This is a genomic window from Ochrobactrum vermis (assembly GCF_002975205.1).
Lineage (GTDB): Bacteria > Pseudomonadota > Alphaproteobacteria > Rhizobiales > Rhizobiaceae > Brucella > Brucella vermis.
The window spans coordinates 137374-150833 of the sequence record NZ_PCOC01000002.1; the positions used below are offsets into that span (position 1 = coordinate 137374).

Below are 13460 nucleotides of genomic sequence, written 5' to 3' on the forward strand. Positions count from 1 at the left end.
TGAACCTTCCCCCCAACGCGGTGAGCGACGGGGGCAGCGGAGTGATCCACATGGGACTTTTAAACATCATCCGGCGCATGGCGCTGCGAGAGAAGCAGTCGATCCGCGAGATCAGCCGGCGCACCGGTCTGTCGCGCAACACGATCGCGAAGTATTTGAGCGCGGGTACGATAGAGCCGACGTTCACGGTACCGGAACGACCGAGCAAGCTTGATCCTTTTGCCGACAAACTCGCGGCCTGGCTGAAGACCGAGACCGGAAAGTCGCGCAAGCAGCGCCGAACACTGAAGCAGCTTCATTCCGATCTGGTGGTTCTCGGCTTTACCGGCTCCTATGGTCGGGTCGCCGCATTCGCTCGTGATTGGCGGGCTGATCGGCAACGTGAGCAGCAGACGACGGGCCGCGGCATATTCGTTCCGCTGTCTTTCCGACCAGGCGAAGCATTCCAGTTCGATTGGAGTGAGGACTATGCCGTGATAGGCGGCGAGCGCACGAAGCTTCAGGTCGCGCATATCAAGCTATCGCACAGTCGCGCGTTTTTTGTCAGGGCCTACCTGTTGCAGACGCATGAGATGCTGTTTGACGCCCATTGGCACGGCTTCCGCGTGTTTGGCGGCGTGCCTGGTCGTGGCATCTACGATAACATGAAGACAGCGGTCGATCGTGTGGGCCGCGGCAAGGAGCGACAGGTCAACATCCGTTTCCTTGCGATGACGAACCATTACGTCTTTGCGCCAGAGTTCTGCAATCCCGCCGCGGGCTGGGAGAAGGGGCAGGTCGAGAAGAACGTCCAGGATGCCCGACCGCGGCTGTGGCAACAGATGCCCGACTTTCCAGATTTGGGGGCATTGAATATCTGGCTGGAACAGCATTGCCAGGACCTGTGGCGGGAGACAGCGCATGGCACCTTGTCCGGCTCGATCGCGGATGTTTGGGCTGATGAGCGGGCAGCATTGATGGCGCTCCCCGCCATGTTTGACGGCTTCGTCGAGCAGAGCAAGCGCGTCTCGCCGACATGCCTGATCACCTTCGAGCGCAATCGTTACAGCGTGCCTGCGTCTTTTGCGAACCGGCCCGTCAGCCTGAGGATTTATCCCGAGCGACTGGTCGTTGCGGCCGAGGGCAATATCCTTTGCGAACATCCGCGGATCATAGAACGCAGCCACGACAAACCGCCGAGGACGATTTACGACTGGCGCCATTACCTTGCGGTCATCCAGCGCAAGCCTGGAGCACTGCGCAATGGCGCACCCTTCCTGGAATTGCCGCTGGCCTTTCGACAGCTGCAGGAGCAGATGCTGCGCCGCCCTGGTGGTGATCGTGAGATGGCCGATATCCTTGCCCTCGTCCTTCATCACAACGAACAGGCCGTCATCAGTGCTGTGGAATTGGCTTTGGATCAAGGCGTGGCAACCAAAATGCATGTGCTAAACCTGCTGCATATGCTGATCGACGATAAGACGACTGACGGTCCCGACGTCGATACGCCACAGGCACTGACTTTGCTGCGCGAACCCAAGGCCAATGTCGAACGCTATGATGGCCTGCGTGTCCGGATCGTTGGAGGTCGCCATGCGTCATGATCCAGCCAGTGCCGCCGTCGTCATCATGCTGCGAAGCCTGAAGATGTATGGCATGTCCCAAGCCGTCAGTGACCTGATCGAGCAAGGTGCTCCAGCCTTTGATGCAGCCGTGCCGATCCTGTCCCAGTTGCTGAAAGCCGAGATGGCCGAGCGCGAGGTCCGGTCCATCGCCTATCACATGAAGGCTGCCCGCTTTCCAGCCTACAAGGACCTCTCCGGATACGACTTCGCCGCCAGCGAAATCAACGAAGCGACGGTGCGCCAATTGCATAGATGCGAGTTCATCGACGGCGCGCAGAATATCGTGCTTGTCGGCGGACCGGGCACAGGAAAAACACATGTCGCCACCGCCCTCGGCATCCAGGCGATCGAGCATCACCGTCGAAAGGTCCGATTCTTCTCGACCATCGAATTGGTCAACGCGCTTGAGCAGGAGAAGGCTAAAGGCAAGGCGGGGCAGATCGCAGAGACCTTGGTCCGCCTTGATCTGCTCATCCTCGACGAGTTGGGATACCTGCCGTTCAGCGCCTCAGGGGGAGCACTGCTCTTCCACCTTCTGAGCAAGCTCTATGAACGGACGAGCGTTGTGATTACCACCAACCTCAGCTTCAGCGAATGGGCAACCGTCTTCGGCGACGCCAAGATGACAACCGCATTGCTCGATCGTTTGACCCATCGCTGCCATATCCTGGAAACAGGGAACGACAGCTTCCGCTTCAAGGCCAGCTCGGCAGCCGCAGCACAGAAGAGAGGACAAAACGCCAATCCCTTGACTAAACCCTGATCAGAAAACCATACTTAGAGGTGGCTCACTTCTCGGTGGAAAAACTGGCTCAGTTCCGCGTGCAAACCAACACCTAGTTCCCCATCTCTCTGAAATATCGTATCAATTCGTGTTCTTTCGCGTCGCGCCAGGCGGTCGCCCAGGCCTGCTCGCGCAGTAGCACGGCCGCCAAGTCACCGACCGCAATCGCCTCGGCGACGGGCGCCTTAGAAAGCATGTCGGACAATCGCCCGACGATATTAGGATCGGTGGGGTTCTCTCGGCCCATAAGTGAACGGATCGCTTCCTGGGTTCGGGCGGGGTTGCTCTCGAACAGCCGCCACGCCCCCTTGCGCTCGATGTGCGTAGATGTCTCGTACCTGGAGACTTTCAACGGGAAGAGATATCGGAGGACGGATTTCGGAACTGGCACACGCATTCCGTCAGTGCCTGCGCTTGCGATGAAGGCAAGGTTCCGCGGAAGCATGCCGACGCGGCGCATCTCCACGAACTGTGGAAGCCAGTATTCGCACGGTCCGTTGGTCAGGCCACAGAGGGCGACGGGAACGAGCAGATCCGGCCTGTTTCTCGCGTGTTCGATAGCCCCGCCCAGATCGGTGTGATCATCGCGAAGCAAATCCGAAAGGGAGACATGCGTCGGATCACAGAACACGATCGATGCGGCATCGCCGCCGACCGCCATGGCGATGTCTGTTGCGATGCTCGCTGAACCGTCTCCGACAAGCACGGGAACATCCTCCGTCGAATGCAGGATGACCGCCATAACTTCCGCGATGGAGAGGCCGGAGGACGATGAAAGCTCCTCAAGGACTTTGATGCGATCCTCGTCGCTGGCTACGGCCACGGACTCGGAATCTTCTTCGACTTCGACATCGTCCGGCGCATGTTTAATATCCACTGCCTGAGGCACCTCAGGTGCATGTGGCGTGGCGACCGGCTGCTCCAACCGTTGGACCTCTTCGCGAAGACGGTCGACATCATCCTGAAGCTTCCGGAACGCTTCGGACGAATTCCCGACCATGGCCCGCGCTGCCTCGGCGATTTTCTCGTGCAGACGGGCCTCATGCTGCTCGGTCTCGCTGCGAAGCAGCGCCTCGCGATGGGAGAATGTGGCGATACGCGCTTCTGCCTCAGAAACCTGTTCGCGCAACTCCGCCAGGCGGCCCGACTCCGCCTCTGCTTCTTCCGCAAGGCGCTGCCTGACTTCGACCCGGATGCGGTCATGCTCAAGCCTCTCGAAATCACGCAGGCCGTTCTGCCAGCCCGGATCCCGTTCCATCATCTTGGGAATGACATCCAGCAGTGGCGAGCGGGTGGAGAGAACGCGAAGCGCGGCCTCGAGGTCCTCCCGCTCATCGTTTCCGACCGTAGCGGCGATCCGGTTCCTCAGGGCTTCGGCGACGCTTGGCGAGTCAATGCTGCTGGATGTCGCTACCGAGGAGATGCGCGCAAGCCAACCTTCCGCTGAACTGAGGATCTCGGCTTCCGGCCTGATGTCCCTTTCCTGTGTGGGTGACCATCTAGGTGGCGCGAGGAAGACGACCAGCCCCGAGGCTAGCCGCATCACTTCCGGCTTGCCTTCCAGCGAAGACGTGGGCATCGATCTGACACGGGCATCGACCGAGAGGCCGTACAGTCCGCTGGAATTCCGGACGAAGCGGCCCCGCAGCCACACATCGGGACTGACTTCGATGGCTTCGAGGTTGCTTTTTGCCGGAACGGACAGCTTTCCCTCCCTGAGAGATGCGACCAGTTCTTCGTGGCTCGTCTCGCGGGGGCTGAAGCCGACCGTCAGGCGGTTGGCGGTGACGAAGGATACCGCTTCCAGCTTTCCCGACGCACCGATGCCATTGAAGTCCGATGGAAGTTCAAACGCGGAGCTGCCCTTGATGCGGTCGATAAGCGGCGATGTCGCCGTTGAGAATATGCTGCCAGGAGTTTCCTCCTTGCGGGGCACGAAGGCAGCGTCCTTCTTGACCCCGGTCACCAGCCAGAATGAATCGATACCGCCCAGCCAAATCTTGCCATTTCTGACTTCCTTCGGCCGTCCGAGCCCGATCGCTGCATCGTTCTCCTTCACTTCGGTGACGACGGTGATGTCGTTCCCCGAAGTGTGGCGGACGCGGAATACATGCTTCCCTGCTAATGACATTCAGATCTCCCCGGGATCCGTGAACCCCGTATCTTTCCTGCACGCGCATCCCAGATCGCTCGGTTCCTGTTCGATGCGGATGAGGTGAACCAGTCGATCCACGACAGGCCCTTGTTGCTGTCGATGACGATGGAGACGAGGCCTGACAGTGCTCCGACTTCTTCTTCGCCCATGGGGTAGGCGTACAGCCAGTTGTCGGCATGGAGCGCCGGTCCCGCGTTGCAAAGGTTCCGCCCGGCGGCCCAGCGCGCCCAGCTCGCTGGGAGGGACGCACGCGGCGCGATAGCGGTCATCATCGAGCCGTCGTATCGGAAGATCGGCCGGTGGCGCCTTGCGTGATGGTTCAGGATAGCGATCGACGGAGATTCGAAGTTCTCGTCCGGCTGTCCGTTCACGACCGACCGATAGAGGAAAGGGCTCTTGGCCTCGTTCCTTTCGAGGCGGTATAGACCACCCTCCGGAAATTCATCCGCGTCCTCGGAGCGGAAGAAGCCACTGTCTTCATCCAACCGGGCTATGACGTGATACCCATGGACACCGCCTTGATCTCCGCGCCGCAATTCTGCCATGGCAGCCGACGGCGACACCATGTACCCGACACGCTGCATGAAATCCCGCTGTGCGGCTGTGCCGGTGGTTCTGACGACGTATCGGGGAAGCGCCCACGGAGACGCACCGGCATGGGGCTCGAGGGTGGATCCGGCCGCGTCCGCGCATGCGGCCACATGCTCCACCACCGCCAAAGGCGTCGGCCCTTCGATATGGACGAGATCTCTTCCCACGGGCCGAACCGAATGCGGCCGTTGAAGCAGCCGCCGGGCGGGGAAACTGCGGAGCAGCGTCAGGTCGAACCAGCCCGCATCGGAAAATGACCGCAGGATGTCCCATTCGCGCGGAGGGTTGGCTGCACGCGAAAGTCCCCGTCGGATGATCTCCAGCGCCTCCACGAAGGAAAGCCCCCTCGCCGTCCTGGCATACAACGCCTCTGCGATGGTGATCATCTCCTCGCATGAAGTGACGCGAGGTCCGACCCAGCGCCTGGCGGGGGTTGGGATGGATGGTGTGGTCTCGTAGTGGAAGAGGTCTTCGCTGACATGCTTCGTTCTGTCGAATGCGTATCTGAGAGATTCCCCGACCTCGATGGCGCGAGGAACCAGGAATACGCTACAGTCCTCTCCGCGGAAGGAGACAATGGCCTCCCCCGAGTATGTGCCTGGCGGGAAGGCGAAACCGTCCTCCCGCCTTTCCATGGCAATATCGCCGCCATTGAGCGTGACCGTGGCACTGCCGCGCGCGGAAAGAAGCGGAGTCAGAGGCGAGCGGCCGAGAAGGGCACTCCCAATCCTGATGCCGTCGAGCCACCCGAACTCGCGTGCCTTCGGCTTTACCTCGACAGTGCTCGCCTCCTTGCTTCTGAAGGACGCAAGCACCCATTTCGCGTTGACATCGCTGTAGGATCGGATCGCACCCTCATCGCACATCTTCAAGCGAGAGCGATGTATCAGGATGAGGTTCGAGGCGACGTTGCTGGTCGCGCGTAATCGTCCGAACCCCATGTCCTCCATCAGGACGATGCCGCTCCGGATGGCCCTGGAGATCAACTGGGGGACGTACGTGCTGGCTTCTTCGGGACTGCGGATCGGCTTGCGCTCGCCCAGCGGGGATTTGCGGAATAGCTCGCAGTCGCCGAAATCTCCTGCGACGATCTCCAGTTCCTCAAGCGCGGCGTGTTCGGCGACGACAGAATACCAAGCCTGCCAGAATGGGGTCTCCATATACTCGTGCCCACCCTGCTTCCAAGAGCGGTCGAACAGGTCGAAGTTGTATTCGAACGATTGCATCGTGTCGGTTAGCAGATGCCGGGAGGTGGTTAGCCTATTCGAAACTTGGAGTGGGTCAAGCAGGCTGCTCGGACCGAGATCCTGACGAAGCTTCCTGAATACCACCTTGTCCCGCCATGTCGGGAATGCGATACGGAGCGTCCGACCGATCTGGCTGAAAGGATGAATGTCCGGCAAGTCGAGGACAATGCCGTGCTCCTTCGCGAGGTAGTCCCGCAGGAGCTCCCACATTGGGTTCAGACCACGCATGCTCGAGAACTTGAAGCCCGTATGCCTCTCGAGCATTTCCCGGAACTCACGGTCGCCTCTCTGACGGGTCTTCGTCGTCTGCATCCAGCACAGGAACAGGAGGATGCGCACGTAGATCCGCAGGCGGCTCTGCATCGGCGGCATGTCCCCCGCCAGATACCCCTTCAGCAGGTTCATATGCGGCAGCGACTTGACGAACAGCCTCTGGGCATCTGCGAGATCCTCTACCCCGAAGATTTCTTGCAGGTCCTCGTCGGCAACGTAGATGCTGCCGATCGAACTCTCGCTGCCCGGATCGAGAAAATACCTCTCGAGGAATGGATCCTTCTGTTCTGCCAATCATTCCCCCCAGAATGCGGTCATCGCCCTAATTGGGATCCGACCGTGTCAATACTGTCATCCAAATACACCCTTGGAGCCGTCAAAATCGTCAGGCATCTGATGCAGAACCAGATGCGGGCCACGGTTGTCGGAGTTCGCCACCATGTCGGATTCTTCGAAGGCTAGCCGGGCGAACTCCAGCGGGCCTACGACTTCGCCGAACCTGATCGCGCCGTCAAGTTCGATGAATTCCATTGCAGGCAGATCCACCACCTCCCTTTCGCTCAATTGGTCATGGAGGAGTTTCAGCCGGGCGCGGAGGTAACGAACTGGAACCTGCACCTCCAGTAGATCGCCCCTCGCCCCGACGATCGCGAGAAGCTGCACGATCGCCCGGTCGATGGCATCCAAGTCATCTTCACGGACAAGCGGCAGCGCAACCGCACCGTCTGGCACCTGCAGCCGCCGCTGATCCTCGTAGACCTTGATTAAGTCCTGATCGACGAAGCGGTCCCGGTTCACGCGCCATTCGTCACGCCGACGGTACCGAAGCGGGGTGTCCTCTAGCCGATGGCCGTTCGCGGCCACTGCATCGGCCGGGATCGGTTCCCCCCATCCGGCTGGCCAGTAGGTCCCTCCGCCGTATCCGTCGCGGGATCTGGCGGAGTCGTTCTTCTTGTTCATAAATCTCTTTACCATCCTCGGCAGCTTTCGGCCGCTATCGAGAATGGAGGAGGTGATTCTGGCTGGAACGCCAGCCTCGCCGCTCTGCAGGTGCCGGACAAGACGCATCATGAAGTACGGAGGGACGGCGTTGCCCACCTGGCGGAACTGGGCCTCGCGCGGTCCGAGAAATTCATAGGAGTCCCGGAATCCCTGCAGCCGCGCTCCCTCCCGAACTGTCAGCGCGCGGTCGTGGATCGGATGGGTGAAACACCCCGACGTGACATTGTTGAATCCCGCCGAGATTGTATAGGCGGGCGAAGCCTCATGCAGGCGACCATAAAGCGTGGCGTAATCAGTGAGGCGCACCCGCCGAAACCGATCCGGCAGCAGTTCCGGCGGGATATCCTTCCAGCATCCGCCCTGCGGGACATTCGCGACGCGTCTCCGATTGATCTCAGAGAGATTGTTCGCATGATGGTTAGGCGCGAACCCGGAGCCGTCGCGGACGAAGGCCTGGAAAGGCGTGGGGTCGCCGGAGATCGAAAGTCTCGCTACGGCATTGGTGTCCACATCTTCCGTAAGGTCGCCGATCGCTTCCCGCACCGTCACATATCCCTGCAGATCCTCCGTGGCGACCGGTGCGTGGGTATGCCTAGGGAACGTGGCGGGAATTTCATCGACTGTCGCGACGAGAATAAAGCGGTTGCGGAGCTGCGGCAGCCCGTAGTCTGCCATGTTCACGACATCGGCGAAGACATGGTAGCCCCGCTCTTCGAAGAGCTTGAACAGCTCCTTTACGATGACGAGGTTGCGACCGTAAACGACGCCCGGAACGTTCTCCATGACGACCCGGCGCGGCTTTCGTCCCGCTGCCGTGAAGCCGTCCAGCAACCTCATGAAATGTACGAACAGGGCGTTGCGCGGATCCTCCAGGTGGAAAACGCCCATCGTGCTCACAGCCTGGCAGGTCGGCCCCGCGAAGAACCAGTCGATCTTCTCGATTCCGGCACGCTCAACGACATCAGTTGCGGCAACGAGGGAGACGTCGCAGCAGTCCACCACAGCTTCCGGATGAGCCCTCCTGAAGGTGTGGGTGGCGTTTGCGTCGATATCGAGCGCCCACTTGATCTCAAGACCGGGGATAGCGACCGCGGCCCCGGCCGACATCCCGCCACATCCAGAGTAGAGATCGATTGCAGTTTGACTCATGATTCCCCCACTTCACCGTACGCAATCTAAATTAGCAACTTGCGTGTGTCGAGAAGTGCATGCTGGCATGTCCCACGTGCAGCTCAACTCCGCATTCCAGGTGAAGAAAATGTTATCATGAACGGTCTATCTGGGGGGCATATCCGCTTGTTCCAAGATGCATGGCCTCGTTCAATGCGGGGCCGCTATTGTTAAATATCTGTATGCTCTGCCAATTCCAGCGCGTCCTCAATGTCCACACCGAGATACCTGACCGTGTTCTCGATCTTGGTATGCCCGAGCAGGATCTGGATTGCTCGAAGATTGCCAGTCGCCCTGTAGATCATCGCGGCCTTTGTGCGCCGAAGCGAGTGAGTGCCATAGTCTTCGCGTCGCAGCCCGATTGCGGTGACCCACTCATCGACCAACCTGGCATACTGGCGAGTGCTCAGATGATCGCTGTGATTGACCCGACTGGGAAAAGCATAGTCATCCACCGTTCCTCCTCTCCGTTCGAGCCAAGCAAGCAAACTCGCCCTGACGTCAGGTGTGATCTCGAATTGCACGGGGCGGCCAGTTTTTTGCTGGATGACCATGGCACGTGTTCGGATTTCCTGTCCCATGACAAGGGTTTCGATTTTGATCTTGATGAGATCGCAGCCTCTAAGCTTGCTGTCGATCGCAAGATCAAACAGGGCTCGGCCTCTCATGCGCCCCTCCCTATCGAGAAAGAAGCGAATTGCCCAAATTTGACGCTGTTTCAGTGGCTTCTTCACGCCAACCTTTCGGTCAGCGTTCCAGGCTGGCCTACCCAGTGCGGCAGGATCATATTGTGCGATACCCATTTGACTTCTCCTTGGCCATTATTGGCCTTCAGGAAAACGCATCAGCACGAGGATTCGCAGTGGCCGAAGGCAGACTGACAGCTTTTGGCGACAATGAATAAAATAACCTCCATAAAGCGCAGCCCGAACCCATAGTCATTCCGACCTTAGTTGTAGCGGTTCGCAACTTGTTCGCCGATGTCCAGAACCGGACAGAGCTGCAACTTCGATCAGCCACGTACGCGAGCCACCAGAAGTAAGGCTGCCCATCGGCTGTTGGCGATTAGCGTCGAGCCAAGAGTCCGTACCGATCGTTGCCGTCAAGGCCGGTAAACGTGGTGATGCTGGCAAGGCCTTCAATGCTGGCGGGAGGATCAGTATTTTCAATGATGACAAATTGCACTTGATCCTCCAGGCTCGCCAAGTGCTTATAGAAGTTTTCAGCAAGTGTAGTCGCTTTGAGGGCAAGTTCGTCTTCTGTCAGAGCGCCGTGTTTCTCTGATCGCATCGGTTCACGATATGTCAGCAAAGGTGTATCAAGGACCAAAAAGCCCGGATGCGGAAGCTTCTTTTCTATGCAATAGACGAACAACGCCACATTGAAGGCCGCGTGCAAAATCGCGCGAACGCCCTTGCCATTCGATGACCGCGGTTTACCACCGATCGTGATGTCGTTCGTAGACAGGTCAAACTGGGCCTTATCGGCATCTGGGAACTTCCACTCTTTGAGAACTGCCTTTACCGTTTCACCGAAGGCGAACGCAACAGTGGAGTCAGGCCCTACTGCCAAAGCGTCGCCGTCTCGTTTGGTACTCTCGCCATCTATTTTTTCCCTGCTCGCGACTAGCTCGGCGCGGCGGGTATAGAGGTCAGCGATCTTATGCAGTTCTGCCCTTGCATATGCGTAAGTCTCATAATTCGTTCTCGCCATGGCCTCGAGTGGCCTGACGTTTTCGATTTGGCTTTCTATTTCTTCGATCTGTTCAGTCAGTTCCTTGATGAACCGCCGGAGGCTGGCTGCTTCACCCCGTAGCGCTAATACGGTCTGAGTAAGCTCGCGCTGTTCGACCTCGATCTTGTGGGTTTCGGCCGCTGCGGCCGCATAAGCCAGGGCGATCTCTTCACCGGCGTGGTTGTGAACCTGAGCCTCAGATGGCGCCCCGCATACCGGGCATTCCCTGTCCGCTAACGCGACTAGGATATAGCCGCCTTCTTCGATGGACCGTAGTCGCTCGAGATCAGACGAATAGACGGCATTGAGACGGGCGAAGCGCTGCAATGTGATATCGAGCTCGTTGAGATGCAGCTCATGTTCCTGTCTGCGATCGAATTGAGCCCGGCGTTTCACTATGAGTTCATCAAGTGAGGACTGGGCCAAGCGCAACTGGTCCCAAAGACCTTCGGAACTGTTGTCCAAACGATCGAGCTGATCGTCTATTTCGTTTAAATCGGTGACATCATCACCAAGTTGTTCATCAAGCTTGCCGATCCATTCGTCAAGCAGCTCGATCTTAGCGGCCTTGGCCACCTTTTTATCCCCCGGCTTCAGAACCTCTACGGTTGCGGAGTCGTCGATCCCAGTCAGCAGCAATTTGAAGAGATTTTGCTCCAGTGTTCGTTCGGTCGGTGCTCCAGAATAAAGCACGGGGCTCTGCTTGGCGATGATCGCCTCTTCAGAAACCACGGCATAGGGCGACAACAACCGGATCGACAGGTTGTCTTTCGCGCCATTGGCATTCGTAACCAGCTTCTTACCAGCCAGACCGATGGTCTCGAGCAGAAGCTGGGAGACCGTGTCTTTTCTCCTATGGTCATGCTTGCCGAGAAGGGGCGTGCCTGTGAGTGTCCCGGCAGCTTTGACCAGACCATCGTATTTTTTGAATTGACCGCCGCGGACGGCACGGTACAATGTAATATCGTTTCCGTCAGAAAGCGTAAGGCCGAGCCATACGCCGTCATACTTGGCCACCTCTTCCGTGACGGGCAGATTCTTCACCGCGCCCATCATGAAGAGAATGCTCTGGGCTGTGAATGACTTGCCAGTGTTCGAAGCGCCATAAAGGATGTTCAACCCACTGACGAATTTGAGTTCCGCGTCGGGCACATTCGGCCCAGTAAAGACCAGATGTCGTAGTTGAATACCGCTCATATGATGCTCGAGCCAGTTGGAGTTTCATCTGCGCGGAATTCCGCTGTCCAGCGCCCAATGCGGTCCGCAATCGATTGGCGGAGCTGCCCTGTGGTTATGTCGCAAAGCTGTCGCGCCATCCAACTGGCCCGCTCCTTGAGCGCAACTGAATACGGGGTGCGAAGCAGGTCCAAATAGCTGGGGGCGTCTTCGCCCGCCGCAAATTCGACACCAGCCTCAGTTTCGAACACCTCGATTAGATGAACCTGCTGCATTAATCGCAGGCTCCGCTCGATGAGCTGGCGGCGGACCAGTAACTCACCTACCCGGTTGGGCAGATCGGGATGAAGGCTTTCGGGCACGCCATCGCCACCGAGGTCGCCGGTATGCACCACAAGGTGATCAAGCCATGTCATTTCCATCAGGTCGCAGCGCCGCGGATATAGAGCGTCAAGCACTACTAGCGCGCGAATGCCAGTCTCCAAAGTGCTGTTGAATGGATGTGACTGCCTCTTGCCCTCGTCTATGAATGCCAAGGGAGACGTCCTTCATTTGCGAATTGATGACAGGTCCCTTGCTTTACCTGCGGCCCTGCATGCTTGCCCAATATCCCCGAGGCATGGAGAACACCCGCGTGCTTCATGACTTGGGAGAGTTTAACGAGACCATCGGCGTGAACTTCGCCATGGACATCGACAACTCCGAGATAGATTTCGTCCTTGAAGGTCACGAGATAATCCGCCGGGGTCGAGTCGCGATAGAACCGATCGAACGCCTCGGCGTCGAAGAATCGGGTCCGTTGGTCGTTGAAGTGGCGTCCGTATTCGGGGCTGACTGCGGCAGACGCGGCATCCGGGTAAGTACCGGGGCCCTTGGTCCCGTACAGAGCCAGCAATTGGGTGACATAGGACGACTCCTCATTTTGCATTTCTGCTGGCACCACGCCGCGGGGTGCACGACCCGGGTCGTCGCCGAACCATTTGACCAAAGCAGCTTTGCACGCAGGATCATCGACCAACCGCCCCGCGTCCAGCCAAGTGAGTTTCGTAAAATTGAAAGCCTTGATGGCGGCCGTAATTTCGACCGTGAGCGGTATGTTGGCTTTCTCCACTAACCGGTGGGCGATATCGGTATCCCATGTTTCGATGAACCGGTCCTGCAATTTTTGGGGATGCGCGATCGCCTGCTGCACAGCCCGTTGGACTCCCTGTGGTGCCACAAACACGTAGGCCCGAGGCACCTTATATTCGCCGGCTGCCGCGTGCATGAATATCTTGCCAAGCTCCAACAGGACATTGGGCATGGATAGTGTACGGCTTAACTGCTTGCACTGGAAATTGTCCCAATGGCCTTCCATGCGGTGCTCATCGATATATCCAGTGACGTCACGCCCCATATCGCCTGTGCCGCGCCAGAGTTCATGGCCGTGGTAATCCTTAACCCGCTGTGCCAGCCAATCCTTCACAAACTCTTCGAGAGATTCGGGGGGAAGCACTTTTATCTGTGCAGCATAGTTTATCGGCAATTATCGTCCCCCTCTGCAACAACACAAGCAGTATTCCCAATTTGGCAACACTTAGCGCATCACAGCCACCATGAACAGCCACGTCGACCAGGTTTGTGAAGCGATCTTCGCTTGTTACCGAAGATAGCCAGTCTGCGTTCCATCCCTTCAGAGAAGTTGACAGCATCATAAGCCGAACGACCGCGGTGAAAAGCGTGTG

The 13460-nt window shown here is 58.4% G+C and carries 9 protein-coding genes; 2 read left to right on the forward strand and 7 right to left on the reverse strand.

Going from position 1 to position 13460, the window contains the following annotated elements; genetic code table 11:
• Positions 1-50: 50 nt before the first annotated feature.
• Together istA and istB are read left to right on the forward strand one after the other, a co-directional pair.
• Positions 51-1583: an IS21 family transposase gene (gene istA, locus CQZ93_RS14795; protein ID WP_032963552.1), complete on the forward strand. Its 1533-nt coding sequence runs from the start codon at positions 51-53 to the stop codon at positions 1581-1583.
• Positions 1573-2367, forward strand: a complete 795-nt coding sequence (istB, locus tag CQZ93_RS14800) for an IS21-like element helper ATPase IstB (RefSeq protein WP_036589678.1) — start codon at positions 1573-1575, stop codon at positions 2365-2367. Before istA ends, istB begins: the two co-directional genes overlap by 11 nt.
• Positions 2368-2440: 73 nt before the next feature.
• On the opposite strand, the gene CQZ93_RS14805 is transcribed toward istB, so the two are convergent.
• The 7 genes from CQZ93_RS14805 to CQZ93_RS14835 all read right to left on the reverse strand — a co-directional run bounded on the left by CQZ93_RS14805 (position 2441) and on the right by CQZ93_RS14835 (position 13261).
• On the reverse strand, positions 2441-4519 hold the full coding sequence (locus tag CQZ93_RS14805) for an AAA family ATPase (RefSeq protein WP_105543437.1): 2079 nt from the start codon (positions 4517-4519) through the stop codon (positions 2441-2443).
• Complete coding sequence (locus CQZ93_RS14810) at positions 4510-6948, reverse strand: hypothetical protein (RefSeq protein WP_105543438.1); 2439 nt, start codon at positions 6946-6948, stop codon at positions 4510-4512. The genes CQZ93_RS14805 and CQZ93_RS14810 overlap by 10 nt, the downstream gene beginning before the upstream one ends.
• A 57-nt stretch (positions 6949-7005) precedes the next feature.
• Positions 7006-8805 carry a DNA cytosine methyltransferase gene (locus CQZ93_RS14815; RefSeq protein ID WP_105543439.1) on the reverse strand — a complete coding sequence of 600 codons (1800 nt, stop codon included), beginning with the start codon at positions 8803-8805 and terminating at the stop codon, positions 7006-7008.
• Positions 8806-8996: 191 nt separating this feature from the next.
• Positions 8997-9629, reverse strand: coding sequence for a tyrosine-type recombinase/integrase (locus CQZ93_RS14820; protein ID WP_105543440.1), 633 nt, complete (start codon positions 9627-9629; stop codon positions 8997-8999).
• Positions 9630-9891: 262 nt separating this feature from the next.
• Positions 9892-11757 carry a coiled-coil domain-containing protein gene (locus CQZ93_RS14825; RefSeq protein ID WP_105543441.1) on the reverse strand — a complete coding sequence of 622 codons (1866 nt, stop codon included), beginning with the start codon at positions 11755-11757 and terminating at the stop codon, positions 9892-9894.
• A complete protein-coding gene (locus CQZ93_RS14830; protein WP_210201099.1) occupies positions 11754-12272 on the reverse strand; it encodes an ABC-three component system middle component 2 in 519 nt (172 codons plus the stop codon). The genes CQZ93_RS14825 and CQZ93_RS14830 overlap by 4 nt, the downstream gene beginning before the upstream one ends.
• Complete coding sequence (locus tag CQZ93_RS14835) at positions 12260-13261, reverse strand: ABC-three component system protein (protein ID WP_105543442.1); 1002 nt, start codon at positions 13259-13261, stop codon at positions 12260-12262. The genes CQZ93_RS14830 and CQZ93_RS14835 overlap by 13 nt, the downstream gene beginning before the upstream one ends.
• Positions 13262-13460 lie beyond the last annotated feature (199 nt).

Bases quoted from the DNA above. Each gene is read 5' to 3' on its own strand.
- istA (WP_032963552.1), top strand. From the start codon at position 51: ATGGGACTTTTAAACATCATCCGGCGCATGGCGCTGCGAGAGAAGCAG.
- CQZ93_RS14815 (WP_105543439.1), bottom strand. From the start codon at position 8,805: ATGAGTCAAACTGCAATCGATCTCTACTCTGGATGTGGCGGGATGTCG.
- CQZ93_RS14825 (WP_105543441.1), bottom strand. From the start codon at position 11,757: ATGAGCGGTATTCAACTACGACATCTGGTCTTTACTGGGCCGAATGTG.
- CQZ93_RS14820 (WP_105543440.1), bottom strand. From the start codon at position 9,629: ATGGGTATCGCACAATATGATCCTGCCGCACTGGGTAGGCCAGCCTGG.
- istB (WP_036589678.1), top strand. From the start codon at position 1,573: ATGCGTCATGATCCAGCCAGTGCCGCCGTCGTCATCATGCTGCGAAGC.
- CQZ93_RS14805 (WP_105543437.1), bottom strand. From the start codon at position 4,519: ATGTCATTAGCAGGGAAGCATGTATTCCGCGTCCGCCACACTTCGGGG.